Source organism: Actinomyces israelii (assembly GCF_030253495.1).
In the GTDB taxonomy this organism is placed as follows: Bacteria; Actinomycetota; Actinomycetes; order Actinomycetales; family Actinomycetaceae; genus Actinomyces; species Actinomyces israelii.
In genome coordinates, this window is record NZ_CP124548.1 from 2,764,177 (window position 1) to 2,791,162 (window position 26,986).

General features: G+C 69.7%; 26 protein-coding genes. 18 read left to right on the forward strand and 8 right to left on the reverse strand.

What is annotated here, in order from left to right; translation table 11 throughout:
• Nucleotides 1-100 precede the first annotated feature (100 nt).
• From galK to AIF0345_RS11520, 5 genes are all read left to right on the forward strand, one after another.
• Complete coding sequence (gene galK, locus AIF0345_RS11500) at nt 101-1,402, forward strand: galactokinase (RefSeq protein WP_285296223.1); 1,302 nt, start codon at nt 101-103, stop codon at nt 1,400-1,402.
• A 210-nt stretch (nt 1,403-1,612) separates the two neighbouring features.
• The gene (locus AIF0345_RS11505; RefSeq protein WP_268916990.1) at nt 1,613-2,668 is read left to right on the forward strand and encodes an efflux RND transporter periplasmic adaptor subunit; all 1,056 of its coding nucleotides are present in this window, start codon (nt 1,613-1,615) and stop codon (nt 2,666-2,668) included.
• Nucleotides 2,665-3,471: an ABC transporter ATP-binding protein gene (locus AIF0345_RS11510; protein WP_285296224.1), complete on the forward strand. Its 807-nt coding sequence runs from the start codon at nt 2,665-2,667 to the stop codon at nt 3,469-3,471. Before AIF0345_RS11505 ends, AIF0345_RS11510 begins: the two co-directional genes overlap by 4 nt.
• Nucleotides 3,468-4,928, forward strand: a complete 1,461-nt coding sequence (locus tag AIF0345_RS11515; protein ID WP_285296225.1) for an ABC transporter permease — start codon at nt 3,468-3,470, stop codon at nt 4,926-4,928. Before AIF0345_RS11510 ends, AIF0345_RS11515 begins: the two co-directional genes overlap by 4 nt.
• A 93-nt stretch (nt 4,929-5,021) precedes the next feature.
• A complete protein-coding gene (locus tag AIF0345_RS11520; RefSeq protein WP_268916987.1) occupies nt 5,022-5,870 on the forward strand; it encodes an exodeoxyribonuclease III in 849 nt (282 codons plus the stop codon).
• Nucleotides 5,871-6,637: 767 nt separating this feature from the next.
• Here the strand turns inward: AIF0345_RS11520 and AIF0345_RS11525 are convergent.
• The 6 genes from AIF0345_RS11525 to AIF0345_RS11550 all read right to left on the reverse strand — a co-directional run bounded on the left by AIF0345_RS11525 (nt 6,638) and on the right by AIF0345_RS11550 (nt 13,879).
• A complete protein-coding gene (locus AIF0345_RS11525; protein WP_285296226.1) occupies nt 6,638-7,795 on the reverse strand; it encodes a hypothetical protein in 1,158 nt (385 codons plus the stop codon).
• Between the two features lie 116 nt (nt 7,796-7,911).
• On the reverse strand, nt 7,912-9,069 hold the full coding sequence (locus AIF0345_RS11530; protein WP_268916985.1) for a hypothetical protein: 1,158 nt from the start codon (nt 9,067-9,069) through the stop codon (nt 7,912-7,914).
• Between the two features lie 104 nt (nt 9,070-9,173).
• Nucleotides 9,174-10,397 (reverse strand): hypothetical protein, encoded by a 1,224-nt coding sequence (locus AIF0345_RS11535; protein WP_285296227.1) that lies wholly within the window; start codon nt 10,395-10,397, stop codon nt 9,174-9,176.
• Between the two features lie 16 nt (nt 10,398-10,413).
• On the reverse strand, nt 10,414-11,313 hold the full coding sequence (locus AIF0345_RS11540; RefSeq protein ID WP_285296228.1) for a bifunctional methylenetetrahydrofolate dehydrogenase/methenyltetrahydrofolate cyclohydrolase: 900 nt from the start codon (nt 11,311-11,313) through the stop codon (nt 10,414-10,416).
• Entirely contained in the window at nt 11,310-12,626 is a 1,317-nt protein-coding gene (gene glyA / locus AIF0345_RS11545; protein ID WP_285296229.1) for a serine hydroxymethyltransferase, read from the reverse strand. Before glyA ends, AIF0345_RS11540 begins: the two co-directional genes overlap by 4 nt.
• Before the next feature lie 137 nt (nt 12,627-12,763).
• The gene (locus AIF0345_RS11550) at nt 12,764-13,879 is read right to left on the reverse strand and encodes a GTP-binding protein (protein WP_285296230.1); all 1,116 of its coding nucleotides are present in this window, start codon (nt 13,877-13,879) and stop codon (nt 12,764-12,766) included.
• Nucleotides 13,880-13,928: 49 nt separating this feature from the next.
• Between AIF0345_RS11550 and rpmB the strand changes: the two genes are divergently transcribed.
• The 6 genes from rpmB (at nt 13,929) to AIF0345_RS11580 (ending at nt 16,280) form a co-directional block, all read left to right on the forward strand.
• Complete coding sequence (rpmB, locus tag AIF0345_RS11555; RefSeq protein WP_043561118.1) at nt 13,929-14,165, forward strand: 50S ribosomal protein L28; 237 nt, start codon at nt 13,929-13,931, stop codon at nt 14,163-14,165.
• Nucleotides 14,165-14,335: a 50S ribosomal protein L33 gene (gene rpmG / locus AIF0345_RS11560; protein WP_043561122.1), complete on the forward strand. Its 171-nt coding sequence runs from the start codon at nt 14,165-14,167 to the stop codon at nt 14,333-14,335. The genes rpmB and rpmG overlap by 1 nt, the downstream gene beginning before the upstream one ends.
• On the forward strand, nt 14,335-14,640 hold the full coding sequence (gene rpsN, locus AIF0345_RS11565) for a 30S ribosomal protein S14 (RefSeq protein ID WP_268916980.1): 306 nt from the start codon (nt 14,335-14,337) through the stop codon (nt 14,638-14,640). The genes rpmG and rpsN overlap by 1 nt, the downstream gene beginning before the upstream one ends.
• Before the next feature lie 16 nt (nt 14,641-14,656).
• The gene (locus AIF0345_RS11570) at nt 14,657-14,908 is read left to right on the forward strand and encodes a type B 50S ribosomal protein L31 (RefSeq protein WP_268916979.1); all 252 of its coding nucleotides are present in this window, start codon (nt 14,657-14,659) and stop codon (nt 14,906-14,908) included.
• Between the two features lie 74 nt (nt 14,909-14,982).
• Nucleotides 14,983-15,105: a type B 50S ribosomal protein L36 gene (gene ykgO, locus AIF0345_RS11575; RefSeq protein ID WP_043561131.1), complete on the forward strand. Its 123-nt coding sequence runs from the start codon at nt 14,983-14,985 to the stop codon at nt 15,103-15,105.
• A gap of 62 nt (nt 15,106-15,167) precedes the next feature.
• Nucleotides 15,168-16,280 carry a hypothetical protein gene (locus tag AIF0345_RS11580; protein WP_285296231.1) on the forward strand — a complete coding sequence of 371 codons (1,113 nt, stop codon included), beginning with the start codon at nt 15,168-15,170 and terminating at the stop codon, nt 16,278-16,280.
• A gap of 33 nt (nt 16,281-16,313) precedes the next feature.
• Here the strand turns inward: AIF0345_RS11580 and AIF0345_RS11585 are convergent, their stop codons facing one another.
• A complete protein-coding gene (locus AIF0345_RS11585; protein WP_084682416.1) occupies nt 16,314-16,703 on the reverse strand; it encodes an acylphosphatase in 390 nt (129 codons plus the stop codon).
• Between the two features lie 209 nt (nt 16,704-16,912).
• Between AIF0345_RS11585 and AIF0345_RS11590 the strand changes: the two genes are divergently transcribed.
• The 4 genes from AIF0345_RS11590 to purU all read left to right on the forward strand — a co-directional run bounded on the left by AIF0345_RS11590 (nt 16,913) and on the right by purU (nt 20,866).
• Nucleotides 16,913-17,344, forward strand: coding sequence for a hypothetical protein (locus tag AIF0345_RS11590; protein ID WP_268916977.1), 432 nt, complete (start codon nt 16,913-16,915; stop codon nt 17,342-17,344).
• A 17-nt stretch (nt 17,345-17,361) separates the two neighbouring features.
• Nucleotides 17,362-18,597, forward strand: a complete 1,236-nt coding sequence (locus AIF0345_RS11595; RefSeq protein ID WP_268916976.1) for a glutathionylspermidine synthase family protein — start codon at nt 17,362-17,364, stop codon at nt 18,595-18,597.
• Between the two features lie 105 nt (nt 18,598-18,702).
• Entirely contained in the window at nt 18,703-19,956 is a 1,254-nt protein-coding gene (locus AIF0345_RS11600) for an APC family permease (RefSeq protein WP_268916975.1), read from the forward strand.
• 10 nt (nt 19,957-19,966) lie between these two features.
• Nucleotides 19,967-20,866: a formyltetrahydrofolate deformylase gene (gene purU / locus AIF0345_RS11605; RefSeq protein ID WP_268916974.1), complete on the forward strand. Its 900-nt coding sequence runs from the start codon at nt 19,967-19,969 to the stop codon at nt 20,864-20,866.
• Nucleotides 20,867-21,042: 176 nt separating this feature from the next.
• Here purU and AIF0345_RS11610 read toward each other — a convergent pair whose 3' ends face one another.
• Nucleotides 21,043-21,393: a phosphotransferase gene (locus AIF0345_RS11610; RefSeq protein WP_268916973.1), complete on the reverse strand. Its 351-nt coding sequence runs from the start codon at nt 21,391-21,393 to the stop codon at nt 21,043-21,045.
• Between the two features lie 1,941 nt (nt 21,394-23,334).
• Here AIF0345_RS11610 and AIF0345_RS11615 point away from each other — a divergent pair.
• From AIF0345_RS11615 to AIF0345_RS11625, 3 genes are all read left to right on the forward strand, one after another.
• Nucleotides 23,335-23,724 carry an Imm1 family immunity protein gene (locus AIF0345_RS11615; RefSeq protein WP_285296232.1) on the forward strand — a complete coding sequence of 130 codons (390 nt, stop codon included), beginning with the start codon at nt 23,335-23,337 and terminating at the stop codon, nt 23,722-23,724.
• 511 nt (nt 23,725-24,235) lie between these two features.
• On the forward strand, nt 24,236-25,126 hold the full coding sequence (locus AIF0345_RS11620; RefSeq protein WP_285296233.1) for a hypothetical protein: 891 nt from the start codon (nt 24,236-24,238) through the stop codon (nt 25,124-25,126).
• A gap of 1,619 nt (nt 25,127-26,745) precedes the next feature.
• On the forward strand, nt 26,746-26,985 hold the full coding sequence (locus AIF0345_RS11625; protein WP_285296234.1) for a hypothetical protein: 240 nt from the start codon (nt 26,746-26,748) through the stop codon (nt 26,983-26,985).
• Nucleotide 26,986: the final 1 nt, after the last annotated feature.

Genomic DNA, 26,986 nt, shown 5'->3' on the forward strand with positions numbered 1-26,986 from the left:
CGGCTTGGGGCGCACGGCTCGGCGCGCGCCGGTGGCGCCCTCTGGCAGAATTGTGAGCAGTATCCGCCCCTCCGTCGAGCCGCAGCCCCAGGAGCCTGTTATGAACGACACCCCGACCCCCGCCGTCGCTGGCGCCGCGCCCGTCTTCTCCCCGGCCCTGAGCCTGCGGGAGGGCGCCGCTGCCGCCGCCGCCCTGCTGCGCGAGGCCCTCGGCGGGGAGCCCGACGGCGTGTGGTACGCGCCGGGACGCGTCAACATCATTGGCGAGCACACGGACTACAACGGCGGGCTCGCCCTGCCCATCGCCCTGCCCCACCGCGCCTTCCTGGCGCTACGGCGCCGCGAGGACCGGACGGTGCGGCTCGTGTCCTCCCAGGCGCGTCAGAGCATCGACGTCCTGGACCTGGACACCGTCGGCTCCAAGGGCACGCCCGGCGAGGTGCACGGCTGGAGCGCCTACATCGCCGGCGTGGCCTGGGCTCTGGAGCGCGACGGGCTGGGCCCGCTGTCGGGCTTCGACGCCGCTCTGGTCTCCTGCGTGCCCCTGGGCGGGGGCCTGTCCTCCTCGGCGGCCCTGGAGTGCGCCGCGGCGGTGGCGCTGGACGCGGTCGACGGCCTCGCCCTGGCGGGCCCGGCGGATGTGCCCGACGACGCCGGCCGCGCGCGCCTGGTGACGGCCTGCGTGCGGGCGGAGAACGAGGTGGCGGGCGCCCCCACCGGCGGCATGGACCAGTCCGCGTCCCTGCGCTGCCGCGCCGGTCACGCCCTGCGGCTGGACTGCCGCACCGGCGGGGTCGAGCAGGTCCCCTTCGACCTGGCTGGCGCCGGGCTGGCGCTGCTGGTCATCGACACCAGGGCCAAGCACTCCCTGGTGGACGGGCAGTACGGCGCACGGCGGGCCGCCTGCGAGAGGGCCGCCCGCCTTCTCGGCGTCGAGCTGCTGGCCGACGTCCCGCCCGACGAGCTCGATGCGCACCTGGGCCGTCTGGCGGGCTGCGGCGAGGCGGACGCCGACGAGCTGGTCAGGCGCACCCGGCACGTCGTGACCGAGATCGACCGGACGCGCCGCCTCGTGGCGCTGCTCGAGGACGACCGCCCGCTTGCCGGCGCGAAGCTGGAGGAGGCCGGGGCCCTGATGAACGCCAGCCACGACTCGCTGCGCGACGACTACGAGTGCACCTGCCCCGAGCTGGACGCGGCCGTGGAGGCGGCCCGCGCGGCGGGCGCCCACGGGGCCCGGATGACCGGCGGGGGCTTCGGCGGCTCCGCGATCGCCCTGGTCGACGCCGGCTCCGCCGACGCCGTCGCCCGCGCCGTCGTCCGCACCTACGCCGAGGCGGGCTTCGCGGCCCCGGCCTTCCTGAACGCGCTCCCCTCCGCTCCGGCCGGCCGTCTGGCGTGAGGCCGACCCGGGCCCGTCGTCATCCCCCCGAAGGCTGATTCCCGCTCGGGCGTCCTCCTTTGGTCACAGGGGCGGTTCCTCCTTCAGGAGGAACCGCCCCTGCCCTCGAGGGCCATAGGCTTGCATTAATTCCCTTACACGGCACAGCAGTCGTCTGATTGCGCCGCGTTCCCAGGAGCCCGCCAGGCCGGGGCACAACCGGAGACTCACATGAAGAAATACGTCCTACCCACCGTCAAGGTTCTCATCGCCGTCGTCATCGCGATCGCGCTGGCGAAGATCGCCTTCTTCCCCGAGCAGAAGGGCCAGAACCGCGCGGACATCGCCTCCGGGCTCGAGCTGACGGCGCGGACGACGACCGCCACGGTCGGCGACATCGCCAGCACGGTGGAGGTCAAGGGCCAGATCGTCCAGGACAAGGCCGTCGAGGCGAAGGCCACCCTGAGCGGCGTCGTCGATTCTCTCGCCGTGGTCAAGGACGCCATGGTCACCCAGGGCGAGCCCCTGCTCTACCTGAAGAAGACCGAGCCGCAGGCGCCCACGACCGGCACCGATGCCGACGGCAACCCGACCAGCACGCCCACGGCCGACAAGGTCACCTGGGGAACCGTGTACGCCCCGGTGGGCGGCAAGGTGTCCTTCAACGTCATTGAGAACCAGGAGACGACCGTCGGCATGGTCGTGGCCACCATCACCCCGCAGACCTACTCCGCCACCGGCAATATCACGGCCTCCCAGCAGTACCGGCTCACCAACGCCCCGGCCGCGGCGACCATCTCGGTGGCGGAGGGCCCGGCGCCCTTCTCCTGCTCGGATCTGAGCATCGGCACGAAGGCGAGCACGTCCACCACCACCGGCCAGGACGGCAGCACCACGACGACCACCGGGGAGGGCACCAAGGTCGAGGTCCGCTGCTCCGTGCCGTCCGACCAGAAGGTTTTCGCGGGCCTCAAGGTCACCATCGGCATTGACGCGGGCTCGGCCACCGGGGCGGTCCTGGTCCCTGTGACCGCGGTGGAGGGGTCCGTGACGACGGGGAACGTCTGGGTCGTCACCGATCCCGACAACCCGAAGGGCGCCGAGAAGCGCGAGGTCTCCCTGGGCATCAACGACGGCACCAGCATCCAGGTCACCGACGGCCTGGCCGAGGGCGAGACGATCCTCCAGTACGTGCCCGGCAAGGACATCGTCCGCAACGGCCCGCCCAACACGTGCGAGGCCGACAACTCCGCCTGCTACGACGAGAACGGCCAGGAGATCCTGTGAGCCCCGACCCGCTGATCAGGCTGCGGGGCATCACGCGCACCTTCACGGTCCCCGACTCCCCGCCGCTGACGATCCTCACCGGCCTCGACCTGGACGTCCACCCCGGCGAGCACGTGGCCATTGTCGGCCGCTCCGGGACCGGCAAGTCGACCCTGCTCAACACCCTCGGGCTGATCGACACCCCGACATCCGGCACCTACCACCTCACGGGCATCGACACGGCCAGGCTCAGCGAGGGCCGCCGCGCCCACCTGCGCGGCGAGACCTTCGGATTCGTCTTCCAGTCCTTCAACCTCATCAGCGGGCTGACGACCACGGAGAACGTGGCGGCCCCGCTCCTGTACGACCACGGCACGGCCTTCTGGAGGCGCGTCTCCCGCGCGAAGGAGCTCCTGGACGCCGTCGGGCTGGCGAGCAAGACGGGCCTGGCCATCGGACGGCTGTCGGGGGGCGAGCAGCAGCGGGTCGCCATCGCCCGGGCGCTGGCCCGGCGCCCCCGCGTCATCCTGGCCGACGAGCCGACCGGCGCCCTCGACGTCGACACCGGGGCCACCGTCATGGACCTGCTGGAGAAGCAGTGCCACGACACCGGTGCGGCACTCATCCTCATCACTCACGACCTGGCCGTTGCCGGGCGGGCGCACACCCAGTACCGCCTCGAGCACGGGGTCCTGACCCCGATCTCGGTGACCCGCAGGCAGGTGGGCTCCCTGGAGGAGTTCGGCGAGATCCAGCTCGGCCCGCCCGACGGCGCCGGCCGGGGCGCCGACGTCAACGCAGCGGCAGTGGGAGGCGCCAGATGAAGCTCTTCGCGGGGGCCGGCGGCCTGGCGACGGGATTCGTCGGTGCCATCATTGAGGCGTGGGCGCAGCTGCGCATCGGCAAGCTCCGGGTGCTGCTCTCGCTGGTGGGGGTCGCGGTGGCCGTGGCCGCCATGGCCTTCGTCATCGCCGTGGGACAGATCTCGGTGTCCGCCATCAACTCTCAGATCGAGCAGTACGGAGGACGCTCCGGCACGGTCACCATCAACGTCTCCCCCACCGGGAAGGACGTGACGGCCTCGGGCCAGGGCGACTCAGCCGGCTCTGACGGTTCTGAGGACGCCGGCTCCGGGGAGTCCGGCTCCGGGGCCTCGGGCGCCGCGCAGGCCGGCTCCGGGCAGAGCTCCGGCGGCTCCGGGCAGACGGGCTCCGGGGCGGATGGCGCGGCGCCGTCGAAGACGACGTCGGCGGCGACCTCCGACAGGGTCAGCACCGCGCTGGCGTCCTTCGTCTCCCGGTACGAGGCGAGCTCGTGGGCGACCAGCTACACCACGAAGGTGCGCTTCGCCTTCCCCGACGGGCCTCGCCAGGTGGCCACCCAGGCGGTGAGCCTGGGGTACGGGACGCTGCACCACACGCCGGTGGCCCAGGGCCGCTGGTTCAGCGGCGACGACGCTGACGACCTCTCCCCGACGCTGGTCGTCTCCCAGGGCTTCCTCGAGGACCTCGGCGTCTCCGAGCTCACGGAGCCGATCACCATCACCTCCTACACCCCCGTGCGCACCACCTTCACCATTGTGGGGGTGCTCAAGCCCGACGAGAACGCGAGCTCGCCCTACTGCACCACCACCAACGCCGACGGCGATGACATCCCCTGCCCGCAGCCGCTGTCGGCATTCGTGCTGGCGGACTCCTACGAGCAGCAGCTGTCCGAGCAGACCGAGCGCCCCATACCGACGCTCGAGATCTGGGCCGGGAAGGACGAGGCCAAGCAGGTCAAGGAGCTCGCCAAGCGGAACCTGGACGCCCAGTTCGGGAAGGGGTCCACTCAGGTGAGCGACAACCTGGCGATCTCCAACGCGGGCGTGAGCGCGGACGCCTTCACCACGGTGGTGACCGGCGCGGGCGTCTTCATTATGATTCTGGGCGCCCTGAGCCTGGTGAACATCTCGCTGGTCACGGTCCGTCAGCGCATCCACGAGATCGGGGTGAGGCGCTCCTTCGGGGCGACGAGTCGACGGATCTTCTTCTCCATTATGCTGGAGTCGGTGGTGGCGACCGTGGTGGCCGGCGTCGTCGGCGTCGGCATGGCGATCGTGGCGCTCAGAATGGTGCCGCTCAGCTCCGTGCTGGGGATCCCGACGGCGTCCAATCCGCCCTTCCCCATGGTGGCGGCCATTATCGGGCTGCTGGCGGCAACCGGGGTCGGGGCCCTGTCCGGCATCATCCCGGCGATCGTGGCCGTGCGCATCCGCCCCATCGACGCCATCCGCTACTGAATCCGCTACTGAATCCGCTGCTGAGCCGCAGACGTCGGGGGAAAGCGAGTGTCCCGGCCAGGGTGCCATTGTGACTGGCCGTACCCTGGCCCCATGCGCATCGCCACTGTCAACGTCAACGGCATTCGGGCCGCGGCCCGCAAGGGTATTTCGGGGTGGCTGAAGGCCAGCGCGCCCGATATCCTCCTGCTCCAGGAGGTCCGCGCGGACGAGGGGACGGCGTCCGGCCTCCTGCCCGGATACCGCTGCGAGGTCTGGCCGTGTCGCATCCGGGGGCGAGCAGGGGTCGCCGTCGCCGTGCGCGAGGACAGCGGGGTCGTTGTGGGGCAGGTTCGGCGCGGCGTTGCGGCGCCGGACGCCGTCGAGCCCGACGTCGACTCGGGCCGGTGGCTGGAGGTGGACCTCGCCGTGGAGGGCGCCCCGTGCTCCGAGGGCGCGGGCCGACACACGTTCACCGTGGTGTCGGCCTACCTGCACTCGGGCCAGCTGGGCACCGAGAAGATGGACCAGAAGTACGCCCACCTGGAGCTCGTGGACGCGCGCATGGCCGAGCTGTTGGCCTCCAGCGAGTCCGGCGGCCCCCAGGTCGTCATGGCCGGGGACCTCAATGTGGTCCGCTCCGAGCAGGACATTAAGAACTGGAAGCCGAACCACAACAAGACCGCCGGGGTCATGGACGAGGAGATCGCCCATCTGGAGGGCTGGTTCGCCGCCGGCTGGATCGATGTGGCCCGCTGGCTGGCACCGCGCGAGCAGGGGCCCTACACGTGGTGGTCCCAGCGCGGCAAGGCCTTCGACAACAATGCGGGATGGCGCCTCGACTACCAGGTGACCACGCCGCGCCTGGCCGAGCGGGCCTCCTCCTTCACCGTGGACCGCGCCGACTCCTACGCCTCCAGATGGTCCGACCACGCCCCCCTGGTCATTGACTACGCCTTCTAAGGGACTCGCCAGTAGGGGCGCCCCCTCGCCGAGATCGGTAGTACTCCGGCTCGAGACCGGTCGAAACCCGCGCCGAGATCGGTCCGCCCCCGGCCGCGCGGACCCGCCGGGCCAGCAGGACGGGCTCAGCCCGACGTCAACGGAAGACCTTTCACGTTCCGGCCGGGCGGACGCCGCGGCACGTCCCTCTTACCCGCGTGGCAGCGGACGCGGGCCGGACCGGCCATGCGATGCGACAATGGGAGGGCCGGGCCGCATAGGTGTCCGTCAGAATGACATTGACCGTCCGCCCCTCCGGGACGCGAGCGGAGAACCGCGTGATTGCAGGCATCTCTTCAAGAGGTACAGCGCCTTGAGCCTCCAATGTCATTCTGACGGACACCCGCCTCCCGAGCCCCTGCCCCACGCACGGGTGCCGGGGCCGATCGGGCGGCCGTGCGGATGAGAACGTCGACCTCGGGGATGCGCGTTCCTGAGTGACTGACTCCGACGGTGCGCGGGCCGGGCGGGCGGCGCGCCCAACGTCAACGTCAGTCCGTCACGTGAACGTACCTTCCTCCCGTCCTTCTGGGAGTGGGGCTCAGCAGGATGGGAGAAACACGCCGGGAAGGTGCGTTCACGTTCCGGCGCGTCCCGAGCAGGCGCCTGAGGCGACCCCGCGCGCGCCTCCCGCCCGCTCCGCCGCCCACTTCACCGAGGCCGGTGGTATTCCGGCTCGGCAGAGGAGAGCCGCCGGCCCGGCAGGTGCACCCGTCAGAATCAGCCATCTAGCACGTGGGGTATGACGCCGAGTTGTAGATCTCAAAACCGCCATCCTCTTTGCCGTGAAGCGCGATCCAACGGTGAACGTAATCAGATGCCCCTAATTCACCCCTAGCCCCGCCGAGCGCACATATCATATCGCCGGTCTGGTAATCATTACTTTCGACGAATACGTAGGCGTGCCCCTGGGATCTGAGCTCGCTTTTACGGCCGTCGCTGAAGTACACAGTTCCTACGCCCTTGCCATCAGGGGAGTTCGAGGAGGACAGAAGCACACACTCCTGGACTGAGCTTCCCGCTTCGAAATAAGTTTGGCGCAGGGCCTCTTTTTCCTGGAGGGCACTCGTAAGACCCGGTGACATCCATTGCGAGGCAGCACTGTCATCATGATTGGCGATAGCATCATAGGCTGCCTGGACGTCCTCGACCCTGGGCATGCGGACCTTCTTGTCCCCGCCTACCGTGTAGACGACATCGGAGATCGTGTACCCGCGCGCCCCGCCCGCCCACGTGTAGAGGACCCTCGCGCTCCCGGAGTGGCGGGCGGCGTGGTAGCTCTCGTCGCCGTAGACGCCGATCTGGCTGATCGACAGCAGGAGGTCGCCGGTGGCCGCATTCGCGGACACCGCATCAATGGTGAGGTCATCGATATGGCCCTCAAGATCGCCCCGGAGCGCCCGCGGGTCAATGGACGCCACCAGGGAGAGGCTCGAGTCGTAGACGGCGATCGCGTCATCGGCGTAGGCGCCGCCGTAGGCGCAGCTAATGGTCGCAACGGCAACCGGCCGCCCATCGATGACGCTCGACGTCACCTCCTTGATCGTTGTTGCGGCCAGCGGCAGGTAGCTCCGATCGCCCGGTGGGGACTCAGCCTTGCCGCTGCTGAAGGTGACGGTCCCGATGGCGCCCTGGGTGGCGTCGCCGGGGTTCGTCCTGAGCGCGCAGATCTCGGGCACCTCAAGGGTCGCGTCGGACAGGTCCGCCTGGGTGGGGGCCGGCATGAACATGGCCGTGGGCGAGCCCGCCCGCGAGGAGCCTCCGTCAGCAGACGCCGCATAGCCGTAGGCGCTCACGCCCGGGCAGCCCGGCAGCAGGAAGACAGTGGCCGCAGCAGTCAGCAGAGCAGACAGCCGCAACCGGAAAGGAGCAGTGGGGAGTCTCACAGGCACAGTCTACGCCCCACGAGCCCGCCCCCGGCAGAGCTCGCCCCCCCCAGACGCACGGACCGATGTCGATGGGGGAGAGCCGCGGGCCCGGTCCGCAGCCCCGTCAGAACCAATTAGTAGTACGTGGGGATGTCGATCGAGTTGTGGACCTCGAAGCTGCCGTCCTCCTTGCCGCGGACATCGAGCCAGCGGTACACCGTGCCGGGATTGCCCTCCCCGTTTCCGGCCAGCGCACACATCATGTCACCGGCCTGGTAATCGTTGTCCCTGACGACGTGAAATCCGAATAGCCATGTACTGAACGCGGCCTTACGGCCGTCGCTGAAGTACACGGCGCCGCCGCCCTGGGCGTCCGGGGTGCTGGTAGAGGACAGGAGCACGCACTCTATGGAGGGGGCGGCGCCTCCGCCCGAGAAATGCGTCTGCCGCAGGCTGCTATCCCCCTGAAGGGCGCTCATGAACTCCGGCGTGGCCGACTTGGAGGCCGTATCGTCATCATGAGTGGCAACAGCGGTATAGAAGGCCTGGACGTCCTCGACCCTGGGCATGCGGACCTTCTTGTCGCCGATCGTGTAGACGACATCGGAGGGAGTGTACCCATGAGCACCGCTCGCCCACGTGTAGAAGATATTGGCGCTCCCGGAGTGGGCGGCGAAATGACTCGGCTGATCGCCGTACATGCCGATCTGGCTGATGGACAGCACGAGGTCGCCGGTCACTGCATTCGCGGACACCGCGTCAATGGTGAGGTCATCGATATGGCCCTCAAGATCGCCCCGGAGCGTCCGCGGGTCAATGGCCGCCACCAGGGAGAGGCTCGAGTCGTAGACGACGATCGCGTCATCAGCATAAGGGGTTCCGTAGGCGCAGGTGATGGTCGCAACGGCAACCGGCCGCCCGTCGATGACGCTCGAGGTCACCTCCTTGAGACTCGTCACGGCCGCCTCGATCGCCTCCGACCCCGGCGCCGGAGTCGCCTTGCCGCCGCTGAAGGTCACCATCCCGGTCGCGCCCTGGGCGGCGTCGCTCGCACTCTTCTTCGTCAGCGCGCAGATCTCGGGCACCTCAAGGGTCGCGTCGGACAGGTCCGCCTGGGTGGGGGCCGGCATGAACATGGCCGTGGGCGAGCCCGCCCGCGAGGAGCCTCCGTCAGCAGACGCCGCATAGCCGTAGGCGCTCACGCCCGGGCAGCCCGGCAGCAGGAAGACAGTGGCCGCAGCAGTCAGCAGAGCAGACAGCCGCAACCGGAAAGGAGCAGTGGGGAGTCTCACAGGCACAGTCTACGCCCCACGAGCCCGCCCCCGGCAGAGCCCGCCCCCCCCAGACGCACGGACTCACGGCCCATCAGGCCCGCCGGGCCCGGATGCACCGGTGGTCAGTCGCCTGCTGGCCCTGGGGTGTAGGCCTCGACGCTGCCGTCCTCCTTGCCGCGGAGCATGAGCCAGTGGGAGAACTCGTCGGACCGACTGCCCGCTCCGCCCAGTCCGCAGATTATGTCGCCGGCTTCGTACTGGTAAGAATTACCTTTGACGATCGTGGAGGGCGCACTGGGCTCGACGACGGCGCTGCCACCGCCGTCAAAGAACGCCTCGGGCTTGCGGCCGATCACGCTAATGGGCGGCAGAAGCCTGCACTCCCCGACAGTGGAGCCCTTCGGGAAATATGATTCTCGGACGGTGAGGCCGCTGTACGGCGCGTTATTATCGAGGGCGCTGATGAGCGCCGGTGCGGCCCACTGCGCGGCGGTGCCATCATCGTGAGCAATGACGGCATCGACGAAGGCCTGGACGTCCTCCGTCCTGGATATGCGGACCTTCTTGTCCCCGCCTACCGTGTAGACGGCGTCGGAGATCGTGTACCCGCGCGCCCTGCCCGCCCACATGTAGAGGACCTTCGCGCTCCCGGAGTGGGGAGAAGCGTGGGAGCCCTCGTCGCCGTAGACGCCGATCCGGCTCATGGACAGCACGAGGTCGCCGGTGGCGGCATTCGCGGACACCGCGTCAATGGTGACGTCATCGACTCGTCCCTCAATGTCCGCGTGGAACACCCTGGGCTCAATGGTGGCGACCAGGGAGAGGTCGGAGTCGTAGGCGACGATCGCGTCGTCGACATAAGCACCGCCGTAGTTGCAGGAGATGGTCGCAATGGCGACCGGACGCCCGTCGAGAACGCTCGACGTCACATTCTTGATCGTCGTCCTGGCCGACTGCCTGTGCTCCGGAAGACTCGGTGGAGGAGCGGCCTCGCCTCCGCTGAAGGTGACGGTCCCGGTCGCACCCTGGGTGGCCTCACTCGGGAGCTTCTCGAGCGCGCAGATCTCGGGCACCTCAAGGGTCGCGTCGGACAGGTCCGCCTGGGTGGGGGCCGGCATGAACATGGCCGTGGGCGAGCCCGCCCGCGAGGAGCCGCCGGCCGCCGCGCTCGGGGAGGCACTGCCCGGGGCGGCCGGGGACGCACTGCCCACCGCGCTCGGGGAGAGGGCCCGGCCTGGGGCCGCCGCATGGCCGTGGGTGCCCGCGCCCAGCACCAGGAGCACGGCGGCGAGAACGGCCGGCAGCGCGGGGAACCGCCGTCGGCAGGCAGCAGTGGGAGACCTCACAGGCACAGCCTATGCCTCAACCCGCCCGGCGCTCGGCCGCCTCCACCACGTTGGCCAGCAGCAGGGCGCGCGTCATGGGCCCCACTCCCCCGGGGTTCGGGGAGAGCCAGGCCGCGACCTCATCGACGCCGTCGGCGACGTCCCCGGCGATGCGGCCCTTGCCGGTGACCGGGTCCACCACCCGCGCGACCCCGACGTCCAGGACGACGGCGCCGGGCGCCACCATCTCGGGGCGCACGATCCCGGCCGATCCGGCCGCGGAGATGACAATGCCGGCGCGCCGCACGTGCGCGGCCAGGTCGCGGGTGCCGGTGTGGCAGACCTCGACGGTGGCGTTGACGTCCTTGCGCCCCAGCAGCAGGCCGATGGACCTGCCCACGGTGACGCCGCGCCCGATGACGCACACGTCGGCCCCCGCCAGGTCGATGCCGTGGCGGGTCATGAGCTCGATGCAGGCCCGGGGCGTGCACGGCAGCGGCGAGGCGATGGGCCCGGAGCTGCGCAGGACGAGGCGGCCCAGGTTGGTGGGGTGCAGGCCGTCGGCGTCCTTGTCGGGGTCGACGCGCTCCAGGACGGCGTTGGCGTCGATGCCGCTGGGCAGGGGCAGCTGGACGATGTAGCCGGTGCAGGCGTCATCGGCGTTGAGATGGTCGACAGCGGCCTCCACCTCGGCCTGTGCGGCGGTGGCGGGCAGGTCGATGCGGATGGAGTCGATGCCGACCTCTGCGCAGTCGGCGTGCTTGCCGGCGACGTACCTGAGCGACCCGGGGTCCTCGCCCACGAGCACCGTGCCGAGCCCCGGGGTGAGGCCGCGCTCGCGCAGGGCGGCCACGCGCCGCGCCAGCTCGGCCTTGATGGCGGCGGCGGTGGCCTTGCCGTCCAGGACCCGGGCCGGACCGTCCCAGGGCGCTCTCACTGGACCAGGCCCGGGTAGAGGGGGAAGGCGCCGGTGAGCGCGCGCACGCGGCCGCGCAGGCCGGCCAGGAGCTCGGCGTCGGCCCTGCCCGCGGCCCCGGCGACCAGGGCGGTGGCGATAATGTCGGCGACCTCGGTGAACTCCTCGGCGCCGAAGCCGCGGGTGGCCAGCGCCGGCGTGCCGATGCGCAGGCCGGAGGTGACGCGCGGCGGGCGCGGGTCGAAGGGGACGGCGTTGCGGTTGACGGTGATGCCGGCGTCGTGGAGGAGGTCCTCGGCCTGCTGGCCGTCCAGGGAGGACTCGCGCAGATCGACCAGGACCAGGTGGACGTCGGTTCCGCCGGTCACCAGCCGGATGCCGGCGGCGCGCGCGTCGTCGGCCCGCAGCCGTTCGGCGAGGATGGCGGCGCCCTCGATGGTGCGGACCTGGCGGTCCTTGAACTCCTGGGTGCCGGCGATCTTCATGGCCACGGCCTTGGCGGCGACCACGTGCATGAGGGGCCCGCCCTGCTGGCCGGGGAAGACGGCGGAGCTGAGCCTCCGCCCCCACTGCTCGGCGCGGTTGGACAGGAGCATGCCGGACCGGGGGCCTCCGAGGGTCTTGTGGACGGTGGTGGACACGACGTCGGAGGCGGGCAGGGGGCTGGGGTGCAGCCCGGCGGCGACGAGCCCGGCGAAGTGGGCCATGTCGGTCCACAGGGCGGCGCCGACCTCGTCGGCGATGGCGCGGAAGGCCTCGAAGTCGAGGTGGCGGGGGTAGGCGGACCAGCCGGCGATAATGACCCGGGGCCGCTCGCGCAGGGCGGCCTCGCGCACCCGGTCCATCTCGATGCGCATGGTGGTCTCGTCCACGCCGTAGGCGGTGGCGCGGTAGTTCTTGCCGGAGAAGTTGATCCTCATGCCGTGGGTGAGGTGGCCGCCGTGGGCGAGCGACAGGCCCAGGATGGTGTCCCCGGGGTCAGCCAGGGCGTGGAGGACGGCGGCGTTGGCCTGCGCGCCGGAGTGCGGCTGGACGTTGGCCCACTCGGCGCCGAAGACGGCCCTGGCGCGCTCGATGGCGAGGTTCTCGGCGATGTCCACGACCTCGCAGCCGCCGTAGTAGCGGCGGCCCGGGTAGCCCTCGGCGTACTTGTTGGTCAGGACCGAGCTCTGGGCCTGGAGGACGGCGCGGGGCACGAAGTTCTCCGAGGCGATCATCTCCAGGGTGTCGCGCTGACGGGCGAGCTCGCCGGCGAGGACCTCGGCGATGTCGGGATCGAGCTCGGCCAGGGGCAGGTCGTTCAGGGCTGCTGCGGGCTTGTGGGGCTCTGTCATGGTTCTCCTCGATCTGCGCGGGCGGAGGCCGGCCGACGCTCCCCGGTGATGGCCACCTTGTCGCCAGTCGCGCACGGCACGGTCAGTCTAGCGCCCCGCCGGGTCCGGCACGGGACCGCACTCGGGGCGCGGGCGGGTCAGCCCCGGCCGAACCAGTCCTCCAGGCCGTCGGGCGCGCCGGCCCAGGCGAGGGCCTCTGCGAGCTCGTCGGGGCGCAGGAGGATCGCGGCGAAGGCGGCGCGCACGCGCTCGCACTCCTGGTCGTCGGCGACGCCGGTGACCACGAGGTGGCACCGGGGCCCGCCCGACTCGTCCGACTCGTCCGGCCAGAGCCCGGCGTCCCCCACGCTGACCACTCCCCCGACGACCTCCCAGGTGCACACGCGCCCGGGGCGGCTCGGCAGCCAGAAGCAGCCGCGCGCCAGCAGGCCGCGCCCGGCCAGGTCCTCGACCAGCTCGCGCAGCCGCCCGGGGTGGAATGGCATCTTGCTGGACAGGTCCAGGGTGCGCACCCCGTGCTCGGCCGGACCGCCCCAGGCCCGGGTCGTGACGGGGTGGACGCGGGCGACGGCGGCGACGGCGTCGTGGCGCAGGGCGAGCAGCTCGCCCAGGAGCGGGGCGTCCAGGCCGGGCAGCAGGAGGGTGTCGTGGGGTCGCAGGTGCTCCACCAGGTCGCGGCCGACCGGGTCCCGCCCGAGCGCGACGACGACGTCGGCGTAGCCGAGGGCGACCATGTGCAGCTCGCCCGCGCACTGGCCCTCGACGGCGGCGACGGAGCCGGGCGGCGCCTGGTGCGTGAGCAGGTCGCGGGCGGCGGTGTCGACGTCGATGACGTGGGCCAGGCCCGCGAGCGCCGCGCCGGGGATCCGGGCGAGGTCGTCGGCCAGGCGCGGGGCGAGGTGGATGAGCTCGACGCCGGGCGGCAGCAGGACGACGGTGGCGCCGTCGGGCTCCAGGCGGGCCCTGTCCTCGACGACGGCGAGCAGCACCTCTCGCAGGGAGCAGGTCCAGCAGTCCGTGGTGCGCGCGACATCGAGGGCGGGCGCCGCCTCGGCGTCCCCGAACGGAACGTGCGCGGCGGTCAGGCGGATGAAGCCGTCCTCGAATCCGGGGACCTCCCGTCCGCCGGCGGCGGGGGCGCCGTCGTCGTGGAGCGAGGCGGTCAGGACGAGGGCGTCCTCGCCGTGGAGGGCGAGGGTGGTCAGGTCCACCAGCAGCGGGTCGACGGCGCTGACGAGTGCGAGGCAGTGCACGGCACCTCCCAATTGACTGTACTGAGAATCGTTTGCATATAGTGGACCCATGAGCCGCTATTGCCAAGTCACGGGAGCCCGGCCGATCACCGGCCACTCGATCTCCCACTCCCACCGCCGCACCAAGCGCCGGTGGCTGCCCAACCTCCAGCGCAAGCGCTACTGGGTGCCGTCCCTGGGCCGCACCGTGCGCCTGACCGTGAGCGCCAGGGGCATCAAGATCATTGACAGGAAGGGCATCGACGTCGTCGTGGCGCAGATGCGCGCGAGGGGGGAGAAGGTCTGATGGCCACCAGAGCAAAGGACCTGCGACCCATTATCAAGATGGTGTCCACCGCCGGCACCGGCTACACCTACGTGACCCGCAAGAGCCGCCGCAACACCCCGGACCGCCTGGTCCTGCGCAAGTTCGACCCGGTCGTGCGCCGGCACGTGGAGTTCAAGGAGTCCCGCTGATGGCCAAGAAGTCCAAGATCGCGGCCGAGAAGCGCCGTCGCCGGGTCGTGGCGCGCTACGCCGAGCGCCGCGCCGAGCTGAAGAGGGCCGGCGTGAACCCGGCGCTCACCGACGCCGAGCGCCAGGCCGCCATGACGGCCCTGCACGCCCTGCCCCGCGACGCCTCCCCCACCCGCCTGCGCAACCGCGACGGCGTCGACGGGCGCCCGCGCGGCTTCCTGCGCAAGGCAGGGGTCTCGCGCATCCGCTTCCGCGAGATGGCGCTGCGCGGCGAGCTGCCCGGCATCTCGAAGTCGTCCTGGTGAGGAGTGAGCCGGCACCATGCGCCCCGGAATCCACCCCGACTACCACCCGATCGTCTTCCGCGACAAGAGCGCGGACTTCGCCTTCCTGACCCGCTCCACCATGACCTCGACCCAGACCATCGAGTGGGAGGACGGCAACATCTACCCCGTCGTCGACGTCGACGTCTCCAGCGCCTCGCACCCCTTCTGGACCGGCAGGGGCCGGATCCTGGACACCGCCGGGCGCGTGGAGAAGTTCGAGCGCCGCTACGGCAGGCGCCGGCGCTGAGGCGCGGGCCCCGCCGCCCCTCCTACCCACCTGCACCTGCCCGCACCCGAGATCCGCACCCGAGAAAGGACGTCATGAAGGTCCGCGCCTCCATCCGCTCGCTGGCCAGGCAGCCCGGCAGCAAGGTCGTGCGCCGCCGCGGCCACACCTATGTCATCAACAAGAAGAACCCCCGCCTCAAGGCCCGCCAGGGCTGAGCGCCCGCCCTCCCCGCGCGGCCAGCCGCCGTGCGGGGAGGATCTGGACGTAGACTGCGCATGTGACTTCCCCCACCTCCTCCCGACGGCGGCCGGCCGCGCTGCTGACCGCCCTGGCCACCGCCCTCCTCCTGCCCGCCTGCCACCTGGGCGCCAGCGGATCCCCCCATGCGACGAGCACGCCCTCCCAGCCGCCGGCTCCGAGCCTCGACGACCTGTCGAACGCGACCCTCGAGGTCCCCGAGATCTGCGCGCTCAGCAAGAGCACGGACGAGGCCGTCCGGGGCGCGACCGGAACCGTGACCCTCACCGACGGCAGGGCCACTCCGCAGCCGGGCTCCAAGGCGATCGACGCCGCCGTGACGAGCCTCAAGGACGTGACGGCGGGCGCGATCGACGGGCGCCCGGTGGCCGTTACGACCATCACCTGCGCCTACGGCACCCCCTACGCCGACGACGTGATCGTCGTCTACGACTCCGACCTCTCCCTGGTCACCGCCATCGAGCCCCGGACGCTCCGCACGGACGTCCAGGGCCATATCGACGACATCACCATTGACGCCGTCTCCACGGACTCCGACGACGGGGACCTCGTGCTGTCCATCAGCCAGATCGGCGTCTACGGCGACGAGCCGTTCCACGCCGCCGTCCACTCCGGCAGCGCGTCGGCCACCTACACATGGGCGGGCGAGGCGCAGGGGTACGCGGTCTCCGACGTCCTCTACACCATTGGCGACAAGAAGGTCCGCATGCCCGAGAAGGACGATGTCCAGGCCTTCGTCGATGCCGTGACCGCCCACGATGACGACAGGGCCGCGCAGTGGGCCACGAGGGACTTCATAAGCGCCCTCGACAGGCACGCGCCGCTCACCACCACGAGCGTGCGCGACTCGTACATCCCGAGGGGCTCCGCCGTCGGGGAGTGCGCGCTCCTGCCCTCCGTCAGCAAGCCGGACGGGCACGGCATCAGCCATGTGTCCCTGAAGAACGGCGGCCAGACCTGGCTCCGCCCCGGCGCGGAGCCGCAGGTCGTCAAGGGCGCCTACTACCAGGCCGGCGACGTCCTGTGCACGGTGGACGGCCCGTCCGGCCCGTCCGGGAGCAGCTGGCTCATGCTCCGAGGCAAGGAGGACGGCGGCGTCGAGGTCTACACCGCGGGGCCCGAGGGCGACTGAGCCCGGCCCGGGCACGGCCCTCGCGCGCCGGGCTCAGTTGCCCGGCTGGAAGCTGCTCGCGGACAGGCTGCCCGGCGGCAGCTCGGTGAGGCGGACGTCGTCGACCCGCGCCCACCGGGGCCCGCGGTACAGCCAGGCGACCAGCTGCGAGACCGCGTCGGCCGGCCCCTGGACAAGGACCTTGACATCGCCGTCGGGCAGGTTGCTCACCCGCCCGACCAGGCCCAGGCTCTGCGCCTCCTCGGTGCAGTACCAGCGGAAGCCCACGCCCTGGACCTGCCCGGAGACGAGCGCGCGGACAGTGCGCACGCGGGCGCCGTCGTCGGGGCGGGCGGCGTCCGCGGCCGCCGATGCGTCCGGGCCGCCGGTGGCGGAGGGGGCGGGAGACGATCTGGAGCCGCGCAGGCGGGAGAAGAAGCTCATGCCCCGATTCTCGCAGGCCGCCGCCGTCGGCGTCGGGGAGTCGGGCGGCGAGGTCGCGCCCCGCCGAGCGGGGCCGGTCGGGGCGCTGGGGGGTCATGGGGAGCGCTGCCGTTGTCGACGGCGGTGGCGCCACCTAGGCTGGGAGCCGTGCTCACCGGCGTCGGGGCGCCCCGGCCGCGACGCGGCACGAGGCGCGGGAGGGAGAAGTGATGCACGCGAGGAACCGAGGCCAGCGGGTCGTGGTCTCCGCCGTGACCGCGGCGGCTGCGGCGCTGTGGCTGGGCGGACTGGCCGGCTGCTCCTCCACGAGCGGCAATACCGACGCCGACTACGTCAAGGTCTGCAAGGACCCCAGCACGGGAAAGCGCGTCGACGACGAGAGGTGCTCCGACGACACCGACTCGTCGGGCTCCTACCGCTCCTACCCGCACTGGGTCTACGTACCGACCTCGCGCGGCCGGTCGGTGAGCGCCCCGAGAGTCGGCGAGAAGGTGCCCTCCGGCTACAGCGACTCCAAGCCGCCGTCGAGCAGCAAGGTCACCACCTCGGGACGCTCGGGCGGCTCCTACTCGCGCGGCTCGGGCACCAGCCACGGGGGCTTCGGCTCCGGCTCGGGGTCCGGGCACGGATCGGGGTCCTGACGGTGCAGCGCATCCCCATGTCCCCGCGCCCGGGCTGGCGGGACACCGTCGCGCGCCAGGGCCTCGTCTTCTGCGACACCACCGATCCCCGCACGGGCATCACCACCAGCTACTGGAACGAGCAGGCCTGCTACGAGCTCACCATGACCGAGGTGGACCTCCTGGAGATGGCCAGCGAGAACCTCCACCTCATGGCGCGGGACGCGGCGGGGTTCCTCGCCGAGGAGTCCCTCAAGCCCGGCTCGCCCTTCAACCTGGGCATCCCGCCCGAGGCGATCGAGTACGCCAGGGCCTCCCTGGAGCGCGACGACCCCTCCTTCTACTCGCGCTTCGACCTCATCTACTCCGGCAATGACGGCCGCCCGCCGCGGATGCTGGAGTACAACGCCGACACCCCCACCGGCCTGCTCGAGGCCGCCCTCATCCAGTGGTACTGGCACGAGGATGTCCACCTCAAGGCGGGGCTGACGGGCTTCGACCAGTGGAACGGCATGCACGAGGAGCTCATCGCCCAGTGGAGGCGCATCGACGACCACCTGGGCCGCCGCCACGGCGTGCGCCCCCACATGTACCACTTCGCCTACACCGACGCCGACGACTCCGGCGAGGACCTCATGACCACGGGCTACATTATGGACACCGCCGTGCAGGCGGGCCTGACGACCACGCTGGTGGAGATGAGGCAGATCGGCTTCGACCGGGACAATGCGCGCTTCACCGACGGGGAGAACCTCCATCTGGAGGCGATCTTCAAGCTCTACCCGTGGGAGGAGATGATGTTCGAGGAGTTCGGCCCGATCATCTCCTCCCTCAAGCCGGACTACTGGTTCCAGCCCGCCTGGACGATGTTCCTGTCCACCAAGGCGCTGTCCGCGGCGCTGTGGCACCTCTACCCGAACCACGCCAACCTCATCCCCACCTACATGTACCCCGACGACGCGCGCGCCAGGCACGACACCATGGGCATGCCCGAGTACGTCATCAAGCCGCTGCACGCCCGCGAGGGCGCGAACATCGAGCTGCACGGCGAGGGCAGGCACATCGTCCAGCCCGGGGGCTGGGGCGTGGAGGGGTACGTCATCCAGGAGTTCTGCCGGCTGCCCGACTTCCCCGGCTCCGACCACCCGCACAACCGCCCGGTGCTGGGGACCTGGATGGTGGGCGAGGAGTGCTACGGCCTGGGCATCCGCGAGTCCGACGGGCCCATCACGGACTACTACTGCCGCTTCGTGCCCAACCGGGTCCGCACCTGAGGAGCCCCGCTGGACCCCGCGCCGTCGTCGCCCGCACCACCCCCTCTGAGCATCCCCCAGGGCACCGCCCTGGCCCTGTCCGCCACCGCGCCGTGGTACTCGATCATGGTCACCGCGCCGCTGATCGCCGCGCTGGTCGGCTCAGGCACAGCCGTCGTCTACGTCCTGGCGGCCGTGCCCGCGGCCCTCGTGGCCCGGGGCATGAGCGCCAACGACCGGCGCGACCCCGACAAGGGCAGCGTCTACACCTGGGTGCGGCGGCGCCTGCCCCGCACCGGGTGGTTCGCCGGGTTCTGCCTGGCCTCCACGGGTGTTATCGCCACCTCCGGCATGGCCTACGTGGCCGCCGACCTCCTGGCCCGGTCCGCCCCGACGCCGGTGAAGGCGGCCCTGGCGGCGGCGCTCACCGTCGTCGCCGCTCTCATCGACCTGTACGGGCTGCACGTCATGGCGGTGCTGCAGTACCTGGCGGTGATCGCCGGGACCGGCGCGACGGTCGTGTGCGTCGTGCTCGTGGCAGGGGGCGCGGTCCGCCTCGCGCCGGTGACCGGGTCGCCCCTGGACTGGTTCCGCGCGGTCCTGCTCGCCGTCTTCGCCTACTGGGGCTTCGACGCGATCTTCGCGCTGACCGAGCAGACCGAGGCGGGCGCGCCCCGGCAGGTGACGGCCCTGACCATGGCCGCCCTGGTGACCTTCTGCGTGGTCGGCGGGACGGCCTACAGCGCCGTCGACCCGGCTCCCGTGACCACCAACCCGGTCGTCAGGGCCGCCGTGGTCTCCTCGGCGGTCATGAGCCTGGGCTCCACGCTCATCCCCACGGCCCGCGGGATCGAGGCGATGGCCGACGCCGGCGAGGTCCCGGCCTGGGCGAGGACGCTGAGGAGCGCGTCCCGGTCGACGACGGCGGTCACAGTCGCATCAGTGGCCTGGACCGGCCTGCTGTTCGTCTCCAAGGGGCTCTTCGACGACACCATCGAGGCCCTCAGCGTGCTCGTGGGGCTCTACTTCACGACCAGCTCGCTCATCGCGGCGCTCCACGGGAGGTCCGGGCGCGAGCGGGCCGGCCAGGCGGTCTCTGTGGCCCTCATGGCCGTCATCACCGCCGCCGTGGCGATCCAGATGCTCGACCCGGCCTACGGGGAGACGGCCGTGGGAGGCGTCGGAGGTGTCGGGCTGATCGTCGTCGGCCTGTGCCTGACCGGCGGGGCGGGAGCGCTGCGCTACGCCCCGGGGCGGGGAGCCGGGCGGAGCGCTCGACGAAGCGCCCGGACGCCGGGGCCCGGGCCGGCGGATGGCCCCAGTCGCTCCTTCGTGGCCGGGCTCCGAACGATCCGCGTCCGGCCGGAGGACGGCGTCTAGGCTGCGTGCCATGAGCACACCCGCCACGCCGTCCGCCTCGTCAGCGGTCTCCCCCGCCGCCCCGGATCCCGCCCACCTCGTCCTGTCGCTGTCCTGCCCCGACCGGCCCGGCATCGTCCATGCCGTCTCCGGGGCGCTGGCGCGCCGCGGCGGGAACATCACCGAGTCGAAGCAGTTCGGCGACGAGGACTCCGGCCTGTTCTTCATGCGCGTCCAGGCCATGACCACGGTGCCCCGCGAGGAGCTGGAGAAGGACATCGCCGAGCTCGCCGAGACCTACACGATGACCTGGAGCCTCGACGAGGTCGGCCGGCCCCTGCGCACCCTGATCATGGTGAGCAGGGAGGGGCACTGCCTGACCGATCTCCTGTTCCGGGCCCGCAGCCAGGGCCTGCCGATCGATGTCGTCGGCGTGGTGGGCAACCACGAGGACCTGCAGCCCGTCGCGGAGTTCTACGGGGCGCCCTTCGCCTGTGTGCCCGTCACGCGGGACACGAAGGAGGCGGCCGAGGCCGAGCTGCTGCGGCTGGTCGGCGAGCTCGACGTCGAGCTGGTGGTCCTGGCCCGCTACATGCAGATCCTGTCCCCCGCCCTGTGCGAGAGGCTGCACGGGGCCGTCATCAACATCCACCACTCCTTCCTGCCGAGCTTCAAGGGCGCCAACCCCTACCGCCAGGCGCACCAGCGCGGCGTCAAGCTCATCGGCGCCACGGCCCACTACGTGACGGCGGACCTGGACGAGGGCCCCATCATCGAGCAGGACGTCGCCCGCGCCACCCATGAGGACACGGTCGCCTCCCTGCGCGCCAAGGGGCAGGACGTCGAGCGCCGCGTGCTCGCCCAGGCGGTGCGATGGCACGCCGAGCACCGTGTGCTGCTCAACGGCCAGCGCACCGTCGTCTTCGCCTGAGCGGCGGCAGCGCCCTGGTGAATGCCGCCGCGTTCGCGCGCAGGTAGCCGACGCCGCAGGTATGCCGGGTCGTGGCCACCGTCGAGGTGCCACTGGAAGGCCGTGTCGCCCTTCGCCGTCTCCGCCCGCATGTAGTCGATCGACCAGGTCGAGCAGCCGCCGGCACTGTGCCTTGATCACCCTGACCCGGTCCACCTCACCGCACTGGTCGCAGAACAGCCGGGCCCGCCGAGCCTGCTCGGCCGGCGAGACGACGCCGACCGTACCGTCCGGGGCGGTGAGCGGGGCGAACCGGTAGATCGCGTAGGCGACGTCGCGGATGCGGGGTCCGGGCGCACGGTGTCGAAGTCGATCAGGCCGACCAGGCGACCTCCATCGAAAATGCAGCTGTACGGCGCGAGTTCCCCGTGGCAGATGACCTCGTACGGCTCGACCGCCTCCAGCAGCCGGCCGTCGACCACCTCGGTCGGTCTGCCATCGGGGTCCTCGGGAATCTCGTTCGCATTCCCTCCCCGATCTTCCGACATCCTACGTGACCGGGCATCCTCGGGTTCACAGCCTCAACAGCGCCACCGAGTCAATTATCGTTGACGGCCTTGCTCCTTGCGGCGGTGCGCCATCGGCGTGCACCCTACTCGTTCCTTGAGGGTGGCGCCCACGGCTGGGCCGGGCACCCGCCCAGCGCACCTTGGTCCTCCCCACCCGGAGGGCGAGTGCCGTAGCTCTCCAGGTGGTCGGCGGGACTGGGCGGAGGCGTACCGGGGTGCCGCGGCTCGGGGGCGAGGAGGATCGTCCCCCCTCTGTCGTGTACGGGCACCCGTGGGCCGCCATATCGATGGCCTCGTGCTTCTCGCTCATCCCTGCACCCTCGCGAGGAACGCCACTGCTTTTCTCAGGCAGCTCGCCCCGCCACTCCGGGCGCTGCGGACTGCCAGGCGTGCAGCCTCACGGTCTCAGCCGACTCGCTGCGGAAACCCTCCTCACCCCTGGGCGGTGGAATGATCCCTGCACTACCTGCCCACCCGGCTCACCACTCCTCTGGGACGGCAGACTACTGACAAGCGGCGACCGACGCGATCGTCCGGTCCCTTCACCCGCGATCTCACGCACAACCTGCTCCCCGAGCTCATCCGAGTACCACGCTCTCGACACACTCCCACCCTGTCCCGCCACCAGAACACCGGGCCCCCACTGTCCGAGAAACACCACTCACTCCAATGTGCCGCTGTCTGAAAGTGTCTCGATCAGGCTGTTACGCCTGGCTGGGCCGGGAGCCATCAAGAACCGTGCGACGCAGGAAAGAGCTCAGCGCCTTGGTCGAGTGGGTCCTCAACGGCTCCTGCGCCACCCTGCGGGTACCGAAGGGTCCACGCCGCCGGGGTTCGCAGAGGCTGTTGAGGCGCCTCCCCAGGGGGCGGTGCGCTCCCGCCCGTGCGCTCGGGGCCCGTCAGGCCGCGGCCACGCCGAGAGGTCCCGGCGCCACCGCCCCCCCGGGCCGCTGGGCCCGGGCTCGCGTCCCGACCTGGTCCGGGCGCGGGCTCCCGCCGCCGGCCAGCCGGGGGAGCAGGTGGGTGGGCGGCATCCACCTGTACACCCGCACCCGGGGAGGTGCTCGATCTGCCTGGCGACCGCCCCCGGGCTGCTGCACGAGGAAAGCGGTCGGGTGCGCCACTGGGGCGACCGCGCGCGGCACCGGCCCCTGGTGTGCGAGGCGATCGATATGGCGGCCCGCAGGTGCCCGTACACAAGAAGAGAGACGATTTTCCACTCGGACCGGGGGTGCCAGTACGCCTCCGAGCAGCTCTCCCAGCGTCTGGGGAGATATGAGATCATCGCTTCCACGGGCATGACCGGGGCGCGCTGGGCGGGCGCCCGGGCGCGACCCTGAAGGAACGAGAGGGCCTACCAGATGGTGTATCCCGCAAGAAGCAAGGCCGTCCGGGATGCTGCCTCCCAGGTCGAGCCCGGTACACACGATCAGAGACAGCTCCACTCCGCCCCGGGGCACAGGACGCAGGGCGAGGCCGACCAGGACCACCGAGCATCAGGACAAGCAGCCCGAGACACCACTTTCAGAGCTGTCCGAGACACGCCCGGCAGCCCAGGACTAGCCGACCTAGCGATGCTCCGAAGTGAACCTGGGCTTGGTCCAGCTGGCCCAAATTCCCCGACTTTAGCGCGACTAGATGTGGATGGACATGATTCAGTCTATGGGATTAGCGGGCACGGCCAAGATGTTTCACTACGTGTGAATGCAATTTCAAGAACGCATGCAGAAACAGACGCACTCCAGCAAATTGTAAAATTGTAAATGAAGGAGGTGCCCAAGGTGCTGACGCGACGCCATACGTCGACTATCCCGACGGGCTTTGTCGACCATGTGGTAATTTTGGGGGAATGGCCTCAATGAAGAATCAGACGGGAATCAATAGGCTGAACACAGTCTGGCCAAACGGAGCGGAGCAGAAATGAATGTGTCACTTAGCGTTGTCGCCTGGGACACGAATGGAGAGCAGAAGACAGCATCCGACGAGACTGTCGAGTTCGCGGTAGACCGGATCCGGCGACTTGATGGAGCGGCACGCACCGTGGTCATGATTGAGGCGGAAAATATTCAGATTGGCGTTGGCGGAGGGAACGGTGGGCGCGTTATCGCCTACTACACGCGAGACAATTGGAACTTTTTCAATCTGGTCGGTGATCCGAACGAGAAGGGCGCGGCCTGGCTTGTCACAGGAGGTCAGCCCGGAGACTTTGATCGCAGAAATATTGTCGACATACCCGCTGCCGCATCCGCTGTGCACGAGTTGATCGATAACGGAAACCCGATGCATTACCTATGGGAGAAGCAAGACTGAGCAGCCAATCAGGGGTACTTGCTTCCTGATCCACCGTCAGCCTCGGTGTGGTGGTCCTGGTCGTCTACACCACCACCAACCAACCCGTCCTCGTCCACAACACCACTATAGGCGCCCCGGGCCCCAGCTCATGCGGCCCAAACAAAGCAAATTTTATCGCCGATAGTAACGGTACCGCGATTCCCACAAGCCGCACAAGATTAGAAGATGGCTTACAACAGGTTTGCCCCCCGCCAACACCGATCAGAAGTCCTGGCGCAAGATACACCCTTCCCGACGGAAGCAGGGCCTGAGTGATGGATACTGATGCCACCCACCCGGAACGCGTAATTTTCGAGAACAATAACGGACAGCCCGTCAATCCGTTTACGGGAAAACCTCCTGTGAAACCGCGCGGATTTAGTGGAGAAAGACAGGCGTGGAGGAGTGCGTCTCGGTCGCAAATTCACATTGAACTGAATCCCTAGAATTGCGGCCAGAAAAGTATCGCGCGAACGAAGTGAAGGGTGCCATGAGGAAGAACGATTACATTCAATGGCTGAGGTCCGTGCCTCCACTGAGGGTTGAGAACGTGGAGGGCGTGTCGGAGTATATTTTTTGGACAGGGGGCAACGAATGGCATTTCTTATCGGAGGCTCCGAGTCGGATCGTAGACGGTGAAGGCCGAATCGTTTTGGGGAGCGCCGACTTGTGGGATCATGACGCCTGTGCGAAAGTTTTTGAGCGCCTCATAGGCTTAGACGTCATCGAAATAGGCTGCTCAGACATTTCTCCCGAAGGCGACATGCGCCTTGAGTTCTCAAACAAAATGAGGTTAGAAAATTTTGACACCTATTTCGCTGATTCTTGGGCGTTGGTAGTGGACGGAAAAGAAGTTCCGGAGGCGTCTCCCGTCGGTCTCGACGTGCACGACCCGCGGCCGGACTGCGGAGTCTCACCGGTGAAGATGCCTACCGACATTTGGGCGCCCTTTGGCTCAGCGTCTCGGGATGTCGGGAGGGGTCCGTTCTCTCGGGTTGCCATCGAAGAGGTAAGAAATCGGCCTGCGAGGACGGCCTGTAATACGTACGGCACACCTTCAAGATTCGCGCACGACATCGAGGATCCTTATTTGCCGCATTACCTGGAGTGGGTCTCAGAGCCTTGGACACTTAGTTCGACAACGCCGTGGCGACTATTTGATGAGAGAGGTTTCCCTGTCGCGTCTTCTGATTGGCGCTCTGGCGAGGTCAAGGACAGAGTTGTTGGCCTCGCGCCGACGCAATTTAATACCTTGGACGATAGGATGCTAGATCTCGCCGTTTTGTTCCACAACGGATGGAAGCTGGAACTTTTTACCGACGGCTGCTCTTCGACTTGGAATCTGACGACACCAGTCTCGAAACTGTCGGGACTTCCCTGAGTGTATCACGAGAAGTGGACTCGCATGGGGGCAATCCTGGTCTTCTCCGGAAACTCGACTTATGCCAAGGAAAGAGATGTGACCGGAATTAAATAAAACGGCATTCTGGGGCAGCCGCTGCGGGACTCCTGGTTGGTGTTTGCGGGGTATCGCGTATATGCTCGTGCGAATCGATATGACGGGTGAGGGGCGGGACGTCCTCATCGGCGGAGGAGGCGTTCGGACGCCTGTAAGCCAGTGGCGACTGGGAGTGGGGGCGGCTGAGTGGGCTGCCGGGCGTGTCTCGGACAGCTCTGAAAGTGGTGTCTCGGGCTGCTTGTCCTGATGCTCGGTGGTCCTGGTCGGCCTCGCCCTGCGTCCTGTGCCCCGGGGCGGAGTGGAGCTGTCTCTGATCGTGTGTACCGGGCTCGACCTGGGAGGCAGCATCCCGGACGGCCTTGCTTCTTGCGGGATACACCATCTGGTAGGCCCTCTCGTTCCTTCAGGGTCGCGCCCGGGCGCCCGCCCAGCGCGCCCCGGTCATGCCCGTGGAAGCGATGATCTCATATCTCCCCAGACGCTGGGAGAGCTGCTCGGAGGCGTACTGGCACCCCCGGTCCGAGTGGAAAATCGTCTCTCTTCTTGTGTACGGGCACCTGCGGGCCGCCATATCGATCGCCTCGCACACCAGGGGCCGGTGCCGCGCGCGGTCGCCCCAGTGGCGCACCCGACCGCTTTCCTCGTGCAGCAGCCCGGGGGCGGTCGCCAGGCAGATCGAGCACCTCCCCGGGTGCGGGTGTACAGGTGGATGCCGCCCACCCACCTGCTCCCCCGGCTGGCCGGCGGCGGGAGCCCGCGCCCGGACCAGGTCGGGACGCGAGCCCGGGCCCAGCGGCCCGGGGGGGCGGTGGCGCCGGGACCTCTCGGCGTGGCCGCGGCCTGACGGGCCCCGAGCGCACGGGCGGGAGCGCACCGCCCCCTGGGGAGGCGCCTCAACAGCCTCTGCGAACCCCGGCGGCGTGGACCCTTCGGTACCCGCAGGGTGGCGCAGGAGCCGTTGAGGACCCACTCGACCAAGGCGCCAAGCCCCCTTACCCGCGTCGTGCGGACCCTGACGGCCGCCCCCCCGCTCGCCCAGGCGCAGCACCCCGACCCGGACCTGGATACTCTCAGACAAGCGGCACACCAATGACGACCAGCCAGCCGCCTGCCCACCGCAGTGGACACAGCGCCTACCCGGCGCCTACCGGGACCCTCCGGGCGAAGGAAGGAAACCACTTCCCCCCAGGACCCGCCCCCCATCCTGGCCCTTCCCAGCCAGGCGCGCAGCCACCTGCCCCCAGCCGACCGCCCCGCACCGACCTCGGAGCCCACGGACTCCGGGCGGACCCTTCCAACCATCCCCTGACCCAGCCCCCACCACCTCAAGGAACCAGCCCACAGGACCCCGCCACCCCCACGACAGTCCAGCCCCCTCACCCACGACACCAAGGACCACCCGCCCCCCGAGCCCACTACCGAGCCCCTGTGCCGACACAACCAGATCCCACCCCCATCTCTCAAAACAGCACTCTTCCCACCACTGCCCAAGAAACACCAGGCACCTCAATCGTCTGCTGGGTCGTTGCGGGGATGACTGCGTGATCCTTTGCCTCCGATGGCTGCCGGGGCGTCATCTCCTGCGGTGCGGCGCCGTCGCCTCCTGGGACCCCGCCACCGGGCAGACGGTGCCCGCCACCGTCGAGCAGGTCTTCGTCCACCACGACGTACCCACCCTGCGCCTCACCACCACCAGCGGTATGGCTGGAATTAAACAAAATGACATTCTGGGACAGCCGCTGCGAGATTCCTGGTTGGCGTCTGCGGAGCACCTCGTATAAG